Raw genomic sequence first — 17,281 nt, forward strand, 5'->3', positions numbered from 1 at the left:
GGCTTCGGACCTATATTGGTATTGCTCTTAAATTTTTATTTCAGTTTTTCTCCGGTGAGCATTTCGTAGCTCTGCAGGTATTTGTCGATGGTCTTCTGTACAACGTCCTCCGGCAGGGTCCAGTCGTTGCCTGGATGGGAGGTGAGCCAGTCACGGGCGAACTGCTTGTCGAAGGATGGCTGGCTGTGGCCAACCTCGTAGCCTTCTACCGGCCAGAAACGGGAGCTGTCCGGGGTCAGCATCTCATCACCGATAACGATATTGCCGTTCTCATCGAGACCAAACTCAAATTTGGTGTCGGCAATGATGATTCCATGGCTGTAAGCATAGTCTGCGCACTTTTTGTAAAGAGCGATGGTGCAGTCACGAAGCTTTGCAGCGTACTCTGCGCCCTTGCCCGGGAAATATTTCTCCAGGTGATCAATGCTCTGTTCGTAGGTGATGTTTTCGTCGTGGTCACCAATCTCTGCTTTTGTGGAAGGAGTATAGATCGGCTCCGGCAGTTTCTGGGATTCCTGTAAGCCCTCTGGCAGTTTGACACCGTTTGCGGTACCGTTTTCCTTGTAGCTTGCCCAGCCGCTTCCGGTGATGTAGCCGCGGACGATGCACTCGAGAGGAAGCATGGTCAGCTTCCGGCACATCATGGTCTTGCCATCAAATTCCGGGGACTGGAAGTATTCCGGCATTTCCTTTACGTCGGTGGTGATCATATGGTTTGGCAGGATGTCCTGGGTGAGATCGAACCAGAATTTGGACATCTGGGTCAGAACCTTACCTTTATTGGTTACGGTGTTGTGGAGAATCACATCAAAGCAGCTGATGCGGTCGGTGGCCACCATGATCAGGCTGTCACCATTGTCATAGATTTCGCGTACCTTTCCTTCTTTAACAGGTTTCATCTTCATACCTCGCTGTGGATAAATTTTTTACTGTAGAGTTCTGGTTGTGGGGACTGCCTGCGGATGCAGACAGCTTCTGGTAATAGAATATACGCAAAACAAATAAATAGCAAGTCTTTTATTAAAAAAACTTATAAAATTTTTGAGACGATACCGGGACTGCTTTACAATTCTGGCTCCGTAGCCTATAATGGGGCATAAGTATTATTTGATGAAAAATGGAGAATATGATGCTAGGTAAACTATGGAAGAAACTCGTAAACCGGGAGACCATTTCCTACCTGATCTTTGGCGTGCTGACTACGCTGGTGGACTGGATCAGCTACTGGTATATGCGCCGCGTCGGGACTGACTACCGGCTTGCGACAGCAGGTTCCTGGGCGGCAGCGGTGTTGTTCGCTTTTGTGACCAATAAGCTATTTGTGTTTGGCAGCTTTGATCTGCATCCGAAGAAAGTGTGGTCGGAATTTGTGCCTTTTGTGGCCTGCCGGGCAGCTACCGGCGTCTTTACCATGGTGGCCATGATTGCCATGGTAGACGGAATGGGAATCAAACAGGATTTTATCTGCAAGATTGTAGTGTCGGCTATTTCTCTGGTACTGAACTACATCTTCAGCAAGTGGTTTATTTTTAAGAAAAAAGAATCGTAAGTAAGGAGCTGCAGCATGCAAAGCGGGAAGGTAGCCTGTATTACGAGAGAACTAGAGGATCTGCTTATGATTGAAGAAGAAAGAGGCACGCTTCAGAAAAAGAATGGAAGTGTGGCGGATTTGCTGGCGGAAATGGAAACCGCAGTAGCGCAAGTAGAAGCGCAGCGGGAAAAGGCGGCTGGACAGCCGGAAGAAACGCGGACAGAAATACCGGAAAAGCCCACAGCGCCGGAGCCTGTGCGGAAGACAGCTGAAACACCGGAACCGGAACAGAAGATGCCCAAACCGGACAGAAAACCAGAGCCGCAACCAGTCAGAAAACTGGAAGCGGAACCATCGAAAACGCTCAGCAGTCCGAAAGAGAAACCGCATCGCGCTACCCGTCAGGAGAAGCGTGCGAAGAAGCGTCTGCGCAGGCAGGAACGGGAAGACGAAGGGCTGCTCCACTCGGCAGATGCCCTGATTGCGGCTTTTGCCATTCCGGTGATCATCATGCTGATCATCTTTGTACAGCGCGGAATTTTCCCATTTGGAGAGGAAACCTTCCTGCGCACAGATATGTATCATCAGTATGCGCCGTTTTTTTCGGAGTTCCAGTATAAGCTGACGCACGGCGGAAGCCTGCTTTACAGCTGGGATGTGGGCATGGGCGTAAATTTCTCGGCCCTGTATGCCTATTATCTGGCAAGCCCGGTCAACTGGCTTTTGTTCCTGTGTCCGAAGGGACTGGTCATTGAATTTATGACTTACCAGATCGTGATTAAGATTGGCCTTTGTGGCCTGACAATGGCATATTATTTAAGGAAGCACTGTCGGACCAATGATTTTGGTGTTGCCTTTTTCGGTATCTTCTACGCATTGTCCGGATATATGGCGGCCTACAGCTGGAATATCATGTGGCTGGACTGCATCATCCTGTTCCCGCTCATTGTTCTGGGCCTGGAGCGGCTGGTCAGAGATGGAAAAGGAATGCTCTACTGCCTGACACTGGGGCTGTCCATTCTTTCCAATTATTATATCTCCATCATGACCTGCATATTTATGGTGCTGTATTTCATTGCCCTGCTGGTGCTGGATGAGGAGATGCACTGGGAGAAATTTGTGGGACGCGGGTTTCAGTTTGCGGTGTATTCCCTGCTGTCCGGAGGTCTGGCGGCGGTAGTGCTGCTTCCGGAGATTTTTGCCCTGCAGATGACCGCTTCGGGCGACATGAGTTTTCCGAAGACATTTTCCCAGTATTTTCCGATTTTTGACATGATTGCCCGCCATATTGGCAATGTGGAGACAGAAATCGGGCTGGATCACTGGCCAAATGTGTATTGCGGTGTGGCAGTGCTGATGTTTTTCATTCTGTATCTGCTCTGCAAACGGGTTCCGGCGAAGGAAAAAGCGGTTTACTGCGCGATGCTGATATTCTTTTTCGCAAGCTTTTCCTTCAATATATTAAACTTTATCTGGCACGGTTTCCATTATCCAAACAGCCTGCCCTGCAGGCAATCGTATATTTACATTTTCCTGGTGCTGTTTGTCTGCTATCGGGCCTACATGTATCTGCGGGAGACACCATGGAAGCATGTGACGGCGGCGTTTGCCGGAGCGGTAGTCTTTGTGCTGTTAGCGCAGAAACTGGTGACAGAGGATCATTTCCACTTTATCGTGTATTATGTTGCAATCCTGTTTCTGGCGTTGTATCTGGGGGCCATTGCCCTGTATCAGAAAGGCGAACGCTATTACTTCCCGGCATTGTTTTACGCGCTGGCGGTTGTTTCTATTGAGGCAGCGGTGAATACGGCGGTAACCAGTGTGACGACCACCAGCCGCACGGCTTATACCGATGATAATGCTGCGGTGGAGAAGCTGGTAGATACGCTTCAGCCGAATGATACCTTTTTCCGTGTGGAGAAGGTAACAAGAAAGACGAAAAATGATGGAGCCTGGATGCATTTCCCATCGGTTTCCCTGTTCTCATCCACTGCGAATGCGGATCTGTCGGCACTCTTTAAGAAGCTGGGCTGTGAGAGCTCCACGAACGCTTACAGTATTACAGGCGGTACGCCGCTCATAGACGCGCTGTTTTCTGTAAAATACGGTCTTTATTCTGAGAAGCCAGAGGATACCTCTATGCGGACAGCGCTTGGAGAGCAGGATGGTGTCTGGCTGTATCAGAATAACTATACACTGCCAGTGGGCTTTTATGTGGCACCGGACTTTGAGGCCCGCTGGGATCTGGAGACCGGAAATCCGGCAGATGCGCAGAACAGTCTGGCGGATGCCGTTGGGGCAGAACAGGTGCTGGATCTGGTTCTGGATACCACAACGGAGGGCAGTGATCTCACCTTTACCCCGGAAACGGGCGGTGAATATTACGCCTATGTTGGAAATAAAAAGATTGAAAAGGTGACAGCCACCACCTGGAAGGGCACAAAGACTTTCACCAATGTGGACCGCGGATACCTGCTGGAGCTTGGATATTGCGCGGCGGGAGAGGTAGTAACGCTGACTGCGGAGGACAGCAAGGAAGAGATGTGGGCAGATGTTTACCGCTTCTCTGAAAATGGCCTTGGCTCTGTAGCGGCAAAGCTTTCCGCGCATCCGTGGAACTTAACGAGCTGGACTGACACCTCCTTAAAAGGAAGCATTTCCTGCGGCCAGGAGGGCTGGCTGTTTACGTCCATTCCGTTTGATGCCGGATGGAAGGTTTTGGTAGACGGAAAGGAACAGGAGCCTGAAAAGATTCTGGATTCCTTTGTTGGCATCTGGCTGAGTGCCGGAAGTCATACCGTGACGATGGAATACACGCCGAAGGGGCTGATTCCGGGTGCACTGATCTCGGCAGCCAGTGTCCTGCTTCTGGCGCTGGTCGCGGCAGGCGGACATCTGCTTCGCCGATACCGGGAAGAACTGGAATATGAGCAGGACGCGGAAGCATACGAGTCCTATGTGTATGAGGACGGAGTGCCGGAAAAAACAGAGTCTGATTCCCGGGAAGCACATTCGGAACATCCGGAAACAGAACAGGCGGATCCGGAACATCCGGGTGAAAGGTAATTAGCAGCACACACATGCTGTGAAATATAGTAATTGTAAAGATACTGAGCAGTTACGAAATAGGATAATACAAGAAGAGGAGACAAACATTATGAAATTATGGGGCGGACGCTTCACGAAAGAAGAAAACCAGCTGGTGCACAATTTTAACGAATCCCTGTCCTTTGACCAGAAATTTTACCATCAGGACATCCAGGGCAGCATTGCCCATGTGACTATGCTGGCAAAGCAGGGGATTGTTTCTGAGGAGGACCGCAAGGCCATCATTGATGGATTAAACAGTATCCTGGCAGATATCGAGTCCGGCAAGCTGGTATTTACCAAAGAGCACGAGGATATCCATTCCTTCGTGGAGGCAAACCTGATTGAGCGTATTGGCGATGCCGGCAAGCGTCTCCATACCGGCCGCAGCAGAAATGACCAGGTAGCTCTGGACATGAAGCTTTACTGCCGTGACGAGATTGATGAGATCGATGTTCTGGTAAAGAACCTGTTAGAAGAGCTGTTAAAGATCATGGAGGAAAACCTCGATACCTATATGCCGGGCTTCACACACTTACAGAAGGCGCAGCCAGTGACCCTGGCTCACCATATGGGAGCTTACTTTGAAATGTTCACCCGCGACAGAAGCCGTCTGCGCGACATTCGCAAGCGTATGAATTACTGTCCGCTGGGGGCTGGCGCTCTGGCTGGAACCACCTATCCTCTGGATCGTGCGTACACTGCAGAGCTGCTTGGTTTTGACGGCCCGACCTTAAACAGCATGGATTCCGTATCCGACCGCGATTACGTGATTGAGCTGTTATCCGCACTGTCCACCATTGCCATGCATTTAAGCCGTTTCTCTGAGGAAATCATCATCTGGAACAGCAATGAGTACCGTTTCGTAGAGATTGATGATGCTTACAGCACCGGAAGCAGCATCATGCCGCAGAAGAAAAACCCGGATATCGCAGAGCTGGTACGCGGCAAGACCGGCCGTGTCTACGGCGCACTGATGTCCATTCTTACTACCATGAAGGGGATCCCGTTAGCATACGACAAAGACATGCAGGAAGATAAGGAGCTGACCTTTGACGCCATCGATACCGTAAAAGGCTGCCTGGCTCTGTTTACCGGCATGATCTCCACCATGACCTTTAATAAGGAAGTAATGGAAGCAAGCGCAAAGAACGGCTTCACCAACGCGACCGACGCGGCTGACTATCTGGTAAATCACGGCGTACCGTTCCGTGATGCCCACGGCATTGTAGGCCAGCTGGTGCTGTTCTGCATCGACAAGGGCATCGCGCTGGATGACATGACTCTGGATGAGTTTAAGGCCATCAGCCCGGTATTTGAGGAGGATGTGTACGAGGCCATCAGCATGAAGACCTGCGTAGAAAAGAGAACCACCATCGGCGCTCCGGGACAGGAGGCTATGAAGAAGGTCATTGCGATCTACAAAGAGCAGCTGCAGTAATACCAATTTAAAAGCAATAGCAATAAAGGTCCGAAGCCGGTAATCCCGGCATACCGCTGCGCAAAATATGGGTATTGTGTTTGCACGATGCAGCTGACAGATGTTTGCGGATAGCCGGACAAGATGTCCGCCTCCCTCAAACACCAGTCGCTGCATAGCCGGACACGTATACCCATATTTATGCTCCGCGGAATGCCGGGATTACCGGCTTCTACTGTATTGGCCCCGCTACGAAAGAAATAAAATCAGCCAGAACGGTATTGATAAAAAGCCGGGTATTTCAGCTTTTTACCAGTTCTTTTCTGGCTGTGTTTTTTATTACCGTAGAATAGCAGGAAAGTAGAAGCAGGTCGGGGTGGTATCCTGCGTAGCATAAATAGAAGTGCAACGGAATACCACCTCGGCCTGCTTCGGACCTTTCGTGAACATGATTTAAATAGTTACCCGAGTACCAGGAATACTTCCTGGGTCTGCTTTCCGTGCTGGCGGGTCTGGGAGTGGGTGTCGAAGAAGATGTCCACATGGTTGCCTTTGACTCCGCCGCCGCGGTCCTCTGCGGTGTAGATGACGCCACCTATCATAACTTTGCTGCCATAGGGGATGATGCGCGGGTCTACCGCAATGGTGTGGTCGGATTTTGCGATGGAGCCGGTGCTGGTGCGGCGGCCCCAGCCCTCGGAGCATTGTTTGCACGGACAGTAGCCCGTGGTGCGGAAGAAGCCGAGGGATTTTAAGCCGGTGTGCTCATGGCTGTCCTCAGCAGAAATGTTTTCTGCGCTGGTCTGGGCCGCTTCTCCTTTTACATAAGTTTTCGGATTGGAAAGAGCTTTGCCGTCCACAGTGCCTTCTACCACATAGGTGCCGTCCGCCAGTGCGTCCCAGTTCATATTGATGCGGAAACCATGGCGGCCGTTTCCGATGCCGCTTTCTTCCAGATCAGAACGGTAGGTGACGGCGGTCTGGTGAAAGCTTTTCACCTGTTCGCCGGTCTCTTTATTGGTAATGGTAACGGTAACCGGAACGCCGGTGTTTGGCAGGGAAGAGTCCCAGCCCCAGCCTACAATGGTGCTGCCTTCAAAGTCATCGAAAGAGCCATCCGGGGCGGCCGCCAGAGCCGTGAAGGCACCTCCGATGAGAAACATTGCTGTGATCAGTAAAGTTGTGAGAGTCGTTCTTTTTTTTAACATAAAATCATTCCTTTCTTTTCCAAGATTTGTTACATGGATAGCACTACGAAAAAATGAAATAATTGGTTCACACAAAATAAATATATGTAACAAATTTGTAATATATGAACGATAAGACCATATTTTACATGATTTTTTTGATTTGTCAAGGAAGGAAACGAAAAGCGGGCTGGTTTCCCTCCTGAACACCCGCCTGGAAACAGGAGAAAAAATGCAAAGAATCACAGAAAAAACACAGATTTTTCTGGCAAACCTCTTGACAAACGAGGTGGGGTAAAGTATATTAATCACAGAATGTTAGCACTCCTTAGCGATGAGTGCTAACAAGAGCAAAAGGAGGCGGCAGAATGGAACTGGATGATCGTAAAGTTACTATATTAAAAGCTATCATCAAGACTTATCTGGAGACAGGTGAGCCGGTGGGTTCCAGAACCATTTCCAAATATACTGATCTGAAACTGAGCTCCGCAACCATCCGGAATGAGATGTCGGACCTGGAAGAGATGGGTTACATCCAGCAGCCGCACACATCGGCAGGGCGAATCCCTTCCGACAAGGGCTATCGCTTCTATGTAAACCAGATCATGCAGGAGAAGGAGCAGGAGGTCACTGAGGTCAAGAGCCTGATGATCAAGCGGGTTGACCGGGTGGAGCTGGTCTTAAAGAAACTGGCACAGCTTCTTGCCAACAACACCAACTACGCAGCCATGATCAGCGGCCCGCAGTACCATCAGAACAAGCTGAAATTCATCCAGCTATCCCAGATGGAGGAGAATAAACTCCTGGTGGTCATCGTGGTAGAGGGAAACCTCATCAAGAATGCCATGGTGAACATACCGGAGCCGGTAAGCCAGGAAGACATCCTGAACTTAAACATTTTGCTTAACAGTGCGCTCAACGGTCTTACCATTGAGCAGATCAATCTGGATGTCATCACAAAGCTCAAACAGCAGGCTGGCGTTCACAGCCAGATTGTTGACCTGGTGTTAAATGAGGTGGCCGGAGCCATCCGGGCCGATGAGGAAGATCTTCAGATCTACACCAGCGGTGCCACCAACATCTTCAAATATCCAGAGCTGAGCGATGGCGAGAAAGCAAGCCAGCTGATCAGCACCCTGGAACAGAAGGATAAGCTCCAGGAACTCATTGCAGATGTAAACGAATCGGAAGACAACAATGGAATCCAGGTTTACATCGGGGATGAGACACCGCTCCAGACCATGAAGGACTGCAGCGTGGTCACCGCCAACTATGAACTTGGCGAGGGCATCCGCGGCACCATTGGTATCATCGGACCAAAGCGGATGGATTACGAAAGGGTACTCAGTACGCTGAAGCATTTGATGAAGCAGCTGGATGCCACTTATAAGAATGAAGAAGGGTAGCGGTGTCAGAGATGACGCCCATAAAGAAAGGCGATAAACCATGAGTCAGAAGGAAAAAGAAATGAAGCAGGGCGCTGCAGAAGCTGAGAACGAGAATCTCAAAGCGGAGCACGCTGAGGCAGAAAACGGCGAAACCTCTGCAGGCAGTGAAAGCCAGGAGGCAGAAACCAAAGAGACAGAAAAAGAAAGCAAAGAGAGCGAAGCCAAGGAGGCCAGGAAAGATCCGAAGGATGCTCAGATCGAGGAACTGCAGGACCGCTTAAAACGCCAGATGGCTGAGTTCGATAACTTCCGCAAACGTACGGAAAAAGAAAAGGCAGCCATGTATGAGATCGGAGCAAAGGACATCATCGAGAAGATCCTTCCGGTGTTAGACAATTTCGAGCGAGGCCTGGCAGCCGTGCCGGAGGATGAGAAGGGTTCTTCCTTCGCCGAAGGCATTGAAAAGATTTACAAGCAGTTCGTGAAGACTCTGGAAGATGCCGGGGTGGAAACGATCGAGGCAGTAGGTCAGCAGTTCGATCCGAACCTGCACAACGCAGTGATGCATGTGGAGGATGAGAAGTATGGCGAGAATGAAATTGCCATGGAACTGCAGAAGGGTTACAAGTACCGCGGCAGCGTGGTACGTCACAGCATGGTTCAGGTAGCAAACTAAACCGGCTGCAAAACTTAGCGTATTATCAAAAATTTGTTTGAATAGAGTAGGAGGAAAACATCATGAGTAAGATTATTGGTATTGACTTAGGAACCACAAACAGCTGTGTAGCAGTTATGGAGGGTGGTAAACCGGTAGTTATCCCGAACCAGGAAGGCTCCAGAACCACACCGTCTGTTGTAGCGTTTACCAAGACCGGTGAGCGTCTGGTAGGTGAGCCGGCAAAGCGTCAGGCAGTTACCAACGCAGACAGAACCATTGCTTCCATTAAGAGACATATGGGTACAGACTATAAAGTAACCATCGACGGCAAGAGCTATACTCCTCAGGAGATTTCCGCTATGATCCTGCAGAAGTTAAAAGCAGACGCAGAGGCTTATCTGGGTGAGACCGTAAGCGAGGCAGTTATCACCGTTCCGGCATACTTCAACGACGCGCAGCGTCAGGCAACCAAGGATGCAGGTAAGATCGCAGGCCTGGATGTAAAGCGTATCATCAACGAGCCGACCGCAGCAGCACTGGCATATGGCCTGGACAACGAGAATGAGCAGAAGATCATGGTATACGACTTAGGCGGCGGTACCTTCGATGTATCCCTCATCGAGATCGGTGATGGCGTTATTGAGGTTCTTTCCACCAACGGTGATACCCACTTAGGCGGCGATGATTTCGATAACCGTATTACCCAGTGGCTGGTTGACGAGTTCAAGAAGGCTGAGGGAGTAGACCTGTCCGGCGATAAGATGGCAATGCAGAGGCTGAAAGAGGCTGCTGAGAAGGCAAAGAAAGAGCTTTCTACCGCAACCACCACCAACATCAACCTGCCGTTCATCACCGCAACCGCTGAGGGCCCGAAGCATCTGGATATGAACCTGACCAGAGCAAAATTCGACGAGCTGACCCACGACCTCATCGAGAGAACCGCAATCCCGGTACAGAACGCATTAAAGGATGGCGGTGTAACCACCGCTGAGCTTGGCAAGGTTCTGTTAGTCGGCGGTTCCACCCGTATGCTGGCAGCTCAGGAGAAAGTTAAACAGATGACCGGCAAAGAGCCGAATAAGTCCTTAAACCCGGATGAGTGCGTAGCCATCGGTGCTGCTATCCAGGGTGGTAAGCTTGCAGGCGATGCTGGCGCAGGTGATATCCTTCTTCTGGATGTAACCCCGCTGTCTCTGTCTATCGAGACCATGGGCGGTATCGCTACTAGACTGATCGAGAGAAACACCACGATCCCGACCAAGAAGAGCCAGATCTTCTCTACCGCAGCTGATAACCAGGAAGCAGTAGATATCCACGTTGTACAGGGTGAGCGTGAGTTCGCACGTGACAACAAGACTCTGGGTCAGTTCCGTCTGGACGGCATCCTTCCGGCAAGAAGAGGTGTTCCGCAGATCGAGGTTACTTTCGATATCGATGCAAACGGTATCGTAAATGTATCCGCGAAGGATCTTGGTACCGGCAAAGAGCAGCACATCACCATTACTTCCGGTTCCAACATGTCTGAGGCTGATATCGATAAGGCAGTCAAAGAGGCTGCTGAGTTCGAGGCTCAGGATAAGAAGAGAAAAGAAGCAATCGATGCAAGAAACGACGCAGATGCTATGGTATTCCAGACCGAGAAGGCATTAAGCGAAGTTGGCGATAAGATCGACGCAAACGACAAGGCTGCTGTAGAGGCTGACTTAAATGCCCTGAAGGAAGCGATCAACCGTGCTCCGATCGACAACATGACCGATGCTCAGGTTGAGGACATCAAGGCTGGCAAAGAGAAACTGATGAACAGCGCACAGGCATTATTCAGCAAGGTTTATGAAGCAGCCCAGGGTGCCGCAAACGCACAGGGCGCAGCAGGTGCACAGGGTGCAGCTGGCGCAGCAGGCGGCAATGCAGGCGCAAACAACGACGATGTCATCGACGGTGACTTCAAAGAAGTATAATAAAAGGATAGTGCGTCATGGCAGAGACTAAGAGAGATTATTACGAGGTCCTCGGCGTTCCGAAAAACGCCGACGAGGCCGCATTAAAGAAAGCATATCGTGTCCTTGCAAAAAAGTATCACCCGGATGCAAATCCGGGTGATGCCGAGGCCGAGCGTAAGTTCAAGGAAGCATCTGAGGCATACAGCGTGTTAAGTGACCCGGAGAAGAGAAGAAAGTATGACCAGTTCGGTCATGCTGCATTCGAGGGCGGCGCAGGCGGCGGTGCCGGTGGATTCGGTGGTTTTGATTTCAACGGAGCCGACATGGGAGACATCTTCGGAGATATCTTCGGAGATATCTTCGGCGGCGGAAGAAGCCGTGGCGGCAGCCAGTATAACGGTCCGATGCGCGGTGCCAATGTAAGGGCAGCAGTCCGCATTACCTTCGAGGAGGCAGTGTTTGGCTGTGAGAAGGAAATTGAGATCAACTATAAAGAAGAGTGTGCAACCTGTCACGGTACCGGTGCAAAGCCTGGTACTTCACCAGAGACCTGTAAGAAGTGCGGCGGTAAAGGTAAGATTATCTACACCCAGCAGTCCTTCTTTGGCCAGGTGCAGAATGTCCAGACCTGTCCGGACTGCGGCGGCAAGGGCAAGGTGATCAAAGAAAAATGCTCTGACTGCTATGGCACTGGTTATATCACCAAGAAGAAAAAATTCAAGGTTACCATTCCGGCTGGTATCGACAACGGGCAGAGTGTACGCTGCGCAGGCGGCGGTGAGCCTGGCGTAAACGGCGGCGAGAGAGGTGATCTCCTGGTTGAGGCAGTGGTATCCCAGCATCCGGTATTCAAACGTCAGGATGTCAACATCTTCTCCACCGTACCGATCTCCTTCGCTACAGCAGCCCTGGGCGGTCCGATCCGCATCAAGACGGTAGACGGTGAGGTAGAGTACGAGGTCAAGGCAGGAACCCAGACCGATACCCGTGTCCGCTTAAAGGGCAAGGGCGTACCGTCCTTACGTAACCGTAATCTCCGCGGCGATCACTATGTGACTCTGGTTGTTCAGGTGCCGGAGCGTCTGACGGAGGCACAGAAGGAAGCATTGAGGAATTTCGATGCCGTTATGCATGGAGAGATGCCGGCTGAAACGAAGCATAAGAAAAAAGGTCTTTTTAAATAAATAAGATAAAAATCCGCATAGCGTGTGCGAAAAAAGAGACTATTCTGCAGAGAAAAAAGATTCTTTGCAAAATAGTCTCTTTTTGTTTTTGTATCTGGTGCTAGAGGTTTCTAACAGATTAAAAAAACAGCTTCATTAATTCGTTTTTTGTATTGAGTACAAAGTGTGACAGCTCCAGAATCCGCTGATTGTCCATGCGTCCGACCGGTGCCGAGATGCTGAATGCATAGCGGGCTGTTCCTGTATGGTCCGGGAGTGCGGCTGCAATACAGCGAACCCCTAGTTCGTTTTCTTCGTTATCCAGTGCATAACCGTGTGTATGAACGTCATGAAGACAGTGACGGAATTCCTCATAATTGGTGATGGTGTAGGGGGTGACGGCAATGATCTGGCTGTTCTGCCATAAATGCAACACTTCTTCTTCCGGGAGACAGGCTGCGATGGCTTTTCCGACACCGGAACGGTAGAGCGGGATACGGCTGCCGATACGGGAAACCATCTGCACAGAGTTCGCATAGGATTCTACTTTATCGATATAGACAGCATCGGTGTTGTCGCGTTCAACAAAATGAACTGTCTCTCCGGTATCCTCCATAAGCCTGCGGAGATAGGGACGAACCAGTTTCACGATGTCTACTTTTTCCATCATCTGGTTGGCGAGACCAACAATTTTAAAGCTTAATTCGTAACGGTTGTCTTCCGGGTTCTGCCGGGCATATCCCATATAGATTAAAGAATTTAAAATGCGGTGTACAGTACTTTTGTTCAGGGAGAGCTGAAGGCTGATTTCCATAAGTCCCATGGGACCATTGGCGGCCAGAAGCTCCATAGCCTGAAATAACCGGTCTGCTACCTGAATTGGGTTTTTGTTTTCCAGTGTGTTTTCCATGGTGTTATAGCCCCTTTCTATTGGCATTGCGAAATATGGTTTCATTATATGAAACTAATTTTACCATAGGGGGAAAGACTGCGCAACTGTGGATTATGCACAATAAAAATATAAAAAATTAAGCAGGTATCACAGTTGACATCTAAGACAAAATCGGTATAATCAAATCATAAAGTATCACTATATGAAATGCAGTTCCATAATACGGAACAAAAGGAGAGGAAAATATGAATGAAGTATTAGAACAGATCCAGAAAATCGGAATTGTACCGGTAGTCGTTTTAGACGATGCAAAGGATGCAGCACCTCTTGCAGAAGCACTTTGTCAGGGTGGTCTTCCGTGTGCAGAGATAACCTTCCGTACCGATGCAGCAGAAGAATCCATCCGCATCATGACGGAGAAATATCCAGATATGTTAGTTGGCGCAGGTACAGTTCTCACCACAGAACAGGTGGACCGAGCGGTTGCTGCAGGTGCAAAATTTATTGTTAGCCCGGGCCTGAATCCGAAGGTTGTAAAATATTGTGTTGAAAAGGGAATTATCATCACACCAGGCTGCGCAAACCCGAGTGATGTAGAGCAGGCCATTGAGAACGGTCTCGAGGTTGTAAAATTTTTCCCGGCTGAGCAGGCTGGTGGTCTGAACTATATCAAGGCCATCGCAGCACCATATGTTGGTATGAAGTTCATGCCGACTGGTGGTATCAATGCAAAGAATGTAAGAGATTATCTGGCTTGTGATAAGATTTTTGCCTGTGGCGGAAGCTGGATGGTAAAAGGTGATCTGGTAAAATCCGGACAGTTTGACAAAATTCAGGAATTAGTAAAGGAAGCAGTAGAAATCGTAAAAGAAAGCAGGGGGAATTAAGAAATGGCTAAGAAGGTAATTACACTTGGGGAAATTATGTTAAGACTGGCTCCGGAAGGATACTATCGTTTTGTACAGGCAGACACATTCGGGGCAACCTATGGTGGCGGCGAGGCAAATGTAGCAGTATCAATGGCAAATTATGGCTTCGATGCAAAATTTGTTACAAAGCTTCCGGCTCATGAGATCGGACAGGCTGCGGTGAACGCACTCCGGAAATACGGGGTAGATACCTCTTACATTGCTCGTGGCGGAGACCGTGTAGGTATTTATTTCCTGGAAAAAGGTGCATCACAGCGACCTTCCAAGGTGATTTATGACCGCGCAGGATCTTCCATGGCCACTGCATCTCAAGCTGACTTTAACTGGGATGAAATTTTCGCAGGTGCAGAGTGGTTCCATTTTACAGGTATCACCCCGGCACTGAATGATGAAGTTGCAGCTATCTGCCTGGATGCTTGTAAAGCAGCAAAGGCAGCAGGCGTAAAGATTTCCTGTGACCTGAATTACAGAAATAAGTTATGGTCTAAGGAAAAGGCCGGAGAGGTTATGGCCGAGCTGTGCAAATATGTAGATGTATGTATTGCAAATGAGGAGGATGCTGCGGATGTATTCGGTATCAAGGCAGCAGATACAGATGTCACCAAAGGTGCAGTAAACCATGAAGGCTATAAGGACGTGGCAAAGCAGCTTGCTGATCGTTTTGGTTTTGAAAAAATTGCAATTACACTGCGTGAGTCTCTTTCTGCAAATGATAATAACTGGTCTGCCATGTTATATGATGGCACAGACTATTTCTTCAGCAAGAAATATAAAATGCACATTGTTGACCGCGTAGGTGGTGGTGACAGCTTCGGCGGCGGCCTGATCTGTGCATTATTAAATGGTTACGATTCTCAGAGCGTGATCGAATTTGCAGTCGCAGCATCCTGCCTGAAGCATTCCATTGAGGGAGATTTCAACATGGTTTCCATGGAGGAAGTACAGAAGCTTGCAGGAGGAGACGGTTCAGGTCGCGTCCAGAGATAACACGCTCTCAAAGGGCCTGATAGCGAAGGAGACGGAATGATGGAAAAGGAATTTGATTTATTATCTCTTGGTGAAGTGTTACTGCGTTTATCACCGCCCAGTAATGAGCGGCTGATGCGCGGGGAAAACTTTCAGAAGCAGGTTGGTGGTGCTGAGTTAAACGTAGTATCGGGAGTCTCTCTTTTAGGACTGCGTACAGGTATTATTTCCAAGCTTCCAGATAATGATATCGGGACATATGCCAAGAACAGAATACGGTTTTGCGGAGTCAGCGATGATTATCTGGTTTATGATGACACGAATGATGCAAGACTTGGCATATATTATTATGAAAATGGTGCCCAGCCGAGAAAACCGAGAATTGTGTATGACAGAATGCACACTTCCATGAATAAGATAAAAACCGAAGATTTCGACCAGTCTCTCTATCAGTCCGCAAAGTGTTTCCATACCAGCGGAATTACACTGGCACTGGGAGAGCAGTGCTGCAGGACCGCCATAGAAATGATGAAGCGTTTCAAAGAGCAGGGAGCAAAGATTTCTTTTGATGTGAATTTCCGGGCAAATCTTTGGAGCGGTGCCCAGGCCAGGGCATGTATTGAAAAGATTCTGCCATATGTAGACTGGTTTTTCTGCTCGGAAGATACTGCGCACCTGACGTTTGGTAAGACCGGAGATGTGAGAAGCATGATGAAGAGCTTTACGGAGGAATATCCGGTTTCCGTGGTAGCTTCCACGCAGCGGATCGTGCATAGCCCGAAGGTCCATACCTTTGGCTCGGTGATCTATAGCAGGGATACTGACCGTTATTATGAAGAAGAGCCATATCGTAATATAGAGGTGGTAGACCGTATTGGCAGCGGGGATGCGTATATTTCAGGCGTGCTGTATGGGCTTCTCTCAGAACCGGGAAACTATCAGCGGGCTCTTGAATACGGAAATGCCACAAGCGCGGTGAAGAATACCATACCGGGAGATCTGCCTTCTTCGGATCTGGACGAGATTGAATCGATCATTCAGGCACATAAATCAACTGGACCGCAGCTGGAGATGAACCGCTAGAAGATTTTTGTTAATTTGTTTTTATTCCTATGGATTTTTGTGATTTTTATTGTTGTATCTGATAAAAAAATCTGCTATAGTGTTAACATGCTAGCATTGAGGCTTGGAAGGAGCAGATCATGATTGAACGAAAATCCATACAAACATTGGTGTATGAGGAATTAAAACGTAATATAATGTCCATGAAACTGGAGCCGGGACAGACTATGAGTACCCAGGAGATTGCAACAAAACTGAATGTGAGCCGTACACCTGTGCGTGAGGCATTTCTGCGTCTGCAGTCAGAAGGACTGGTAGAGATGATCCCGCAAAGAGAAACAATGGTTTCAAAAATTTCTCTCAAAAGGGTAGAGCAGGAGAAATTTATCCGTGAATGCCTGGAAATGGGCGTTATCCGCAAATTTATGGATAAAAGTGGCTGTGAAGTTGAGGAAAATATGGCTGAGCTGATCCAGCTTCAGAAAAAATGTGGCGAAGAGAAAGACTTTGTGGGTTTTCTGGAGGCAGATGATCAGTTCCATAAGGTTCTGTTTGATGTGACCGGGCAGGAAATGGCATGGGAAACGATCGCGTCCCGCAATGGCCATTATAACCGTTTAAGAATCCTGTATGTACAAAGAGACACTGCAATGCAGGAGTCGATCGAGCAGCATCATAAGATTGCAACGCTTCTGGAATCTGGTTCCAGGGAAGAGGCAGCCAGGGCGCTGTCTTCCCATGTGCGGAGGCTGGATATCGACGAAGCGGGGCTTATTGCACAATATCCGGACTATTTTGAGTCGGAAGGGGAACGGAGCTGGGAAAACCGGATAGGATCCCTGTAGATATAACCTATAAAATAAGAAGAAATGAAAAGGTCTTGTGACGGCTGGCTGAAAATCTGTTGCAGGGCCTTTTTGTGTATCAGAAATAGAATGGTCTTAAATGAGACTGGTAAAATACACAAAAAAGATTCTATAAAATTATAAAAAATGACAGTATTGACACTAACATGCTAGTGTGCTATCATATCAATATGCAAAGATTACAAAAGCTAT

Annotated in this window: 14 protein-coding genes; 11 read left to right on the top strand and 3 right to left on the bottom strand. The window is 48.9% G+C overall.

Annotation, left to right across the window (positions count from 1 at the left end; genetic code table 11):
* Positions 1-35: 35 nt before the first annotated feature.
* A complete protein-coding gene (locus DWY84_RS13770; protein ID WP_118533946.1) occupies positions 36-905 on the bottom strand; it encodes a phosphoribosylaminoimidazolesuccinocarboxamide synthase in 870 nt (289 codons plus the stop codon).
* Between the two features lie 221 nt (positions 906-1,126).
* On the opposite strand from DWY84_RS13770, the gene DWY84_RS13775 reads away from it, so the two are divergent.
* The 3 genes from DWY84_RS13775 to argH all read left to right on the top strand — a co-directional run bounded on the left by DWY84_RS13775 (position 1,127) and on the right by argH (position 6,059).
* A complete protein-coding gene (locus tag DWY84_RS13775; protein WP_347560809.1) occupies positions 1,127-1,549 on the top strand; it encodes a GtrA family protein in 423 nt (140 codons plus the stop codon).
* A gap of 66 nt (positions 1,550-1,615) precedes the next feature.
* Positions 1,616-4,597 (top strand): YfhO family protein, encoded by a 2,982-nt coding sequence (locus DWY84_RS13780; RefSeq protein ID WP_243024867.1) that lies wholly within the window; start codon positions 1,616-1,618, stop codon positions 4,595-4,597.
* A gap of 91 nt (positions 4,598-4,688) precedes the next feature.
* On the top strand, positions 4,689-6,059 hold the full coding sequence (argH, locus tag DWY84_RS13785; RefSeq protein WP_118533948.1) for an argininosuccinate lyase: 1,371 nt from the start codon (positions 4,689-4,691) through the stop codon (positions 6,057-6,059).
* Positions 6,060-6,499: 440 nt separating this feature from the next.
* Here the strand turns inward: argH and DWY84_RS17970 are convergent, their stop codons facing one another.
* The gene (locus tag DWY84_RS17970) at positions 6,500-7,246 is read right to left on the bottom strand and encodes a 3D domain-containing protein (protein ID WP_178716289.1); all 747 of its coding nucleotides are present in this window, start codon (positions 7,244-7,246) and stop codon (positions 6,500-6,502) included.
* 347 nt (positions 7,247-7,593) lie between these two features.
* On the opposite strand from DWY84_RS17970, the gene hrcA reads away from it, so the two are divergent.
* The 4 genes from hrcA to dnaJ all read left to right on the top strand — a co-directional run bounded on the left by hrcA (position 7,594) and on the right by dnaJ (position 12,395).
* Positions 7,594-8,631, top strand: a complete 1,038-nt coding sequence (hrcA, locus tag DWY84_RS13795) for a heat-inducible transcriptional repressor HrcA (RefSeq protein ID WP_118533949.1) — start codon at positions 7,594-7,596, stop codon at positions 8,629-8,631.
* A gap of 40 nt (positions 8,632-8,671) precedes the next feature.
* Positions 8,672-9,289: a nucleotide exchange factor GrpE gene (gene grpE / locus DWY84_RS13800; protein WP_118533950.1), complete on the top strand. Its 618-nt coding sequence runs from the start codon at positions 8,672-8,674 to the stop codon at positions 9,287-9,289.
* Between the two features lie 62 nt (positions 9,290-9,351).
* On the top strand, positions 9,352-11,229 hold the full coding sequence (dnaK, locus tag DWY84_RS13805) for a molecular chaperone DnaK (protein ID WP_118533951.1): 1,878 nt from the start codon (positions 9,352-9,354) through the stop codon (positions 11,227-11,229).
* Positions 11,230-11,246: 17 nt separating this feature from the next.
* Positions 11,247-12,395: a molecular chaperone DnaJ gene (gene dnaJ, locus DWY84_RS13810; protein ID WP_118533952.1), complete on the top strand. Its 1,149-nt coding sequence runs from the start codon at positions 11,247-11,249 to the stop codon at positions 12,393-12,395.
* 118 nt (positions 12,396-12,513) lie between these two features.
* On the opposite strand, the gene DWY84_RS13815 is transcribed toward dnaJ, so the two are convergent.
* Positions 12,514-13,284 carry an IclR family transcriptional regulator gene (locus DWY84_RS13815; RefSeq protein WP_243024868.1) on the bottom strand — a complete coding sequence of 257 codons (771 nt, stop codon included), beginning with the start codon at positions 13,282-13,284 and terminating at the stop codon, positions 12,514-12,516.
* Positions 13,285-13,511: 227 nt separating this feature from the next.
* Between DWY84_RS13815 and DWY84_RS13820 the strand changes: the two genes are divergently transcribed.
* The 4 genes from DWY84_RS13820 to DWY84_RS13835 all read left to right on the top strand — a co-directional run bounded on the left by DWY84_RS13820 (position 13,512) and on the right by DWY84_RS13835 (position 17,068).
* Entirely contained in the window at positions 13,512-14,153 is a 642-nt protein-coding gene (locus tag DWY84_RS13820) for a bifunctional 4-hydroxy-2-oxoglutarate aldolase/2-dehydro-3-deoxy-phosphogluconate aldolase (protein ID WP_118533953.1), read from the top strand.
* A gap of 3 nt (positions 14,154-14,156) precedes the next feature.
* Positions 14,157-15,182 carry a sugar kinase gene (locus DWY84_RS13825; protein ID WP_118533954.1) on the top strand — a complete coding sequence of 342 codons (1,026 nt, stop codon included), beginning with the start codon at positions 14,157-14,159 and terminating at the stop codon, positions 15,180-15,182.
* Positions 15,183-15,218: 36 nt separating this feature from the next.
* The gene (locus tag DWY84_RS13830) at positions 15,219-16,244 is read left to right on the top strand and encodes a sugar kinase (RefSeq protein WP_347560301.1); all 1,026 of its coding nucleotides are present in this window, start codon (positions 15,219-15,221) and stop codon (positions 16,242-16,244) included.
* Between the two features lie 119 nt (positions 16,245-16,363).
* A complete protein-coding gene (locus tag DWY84_RS13835) occupies positions 16,364-17,068 on the top strand; it encodes a GntR family transcriptional regulator (RefSeq protein WP_118533956.1) in 705 nt (234 codons plus the stop codon).
* Positions 17,069-17,281 lie beyond the last annotated feature (213 nt).

This window comes from Clostridium sp. AF27-2AA (assembly GCF_003478505.1).
In the GTDB taxonomy this organism is placed as follows: Bacteria; Bacillota; Clostridia; order Lachnospirales; family Lachnospiraceae; genus Brotaphodocola.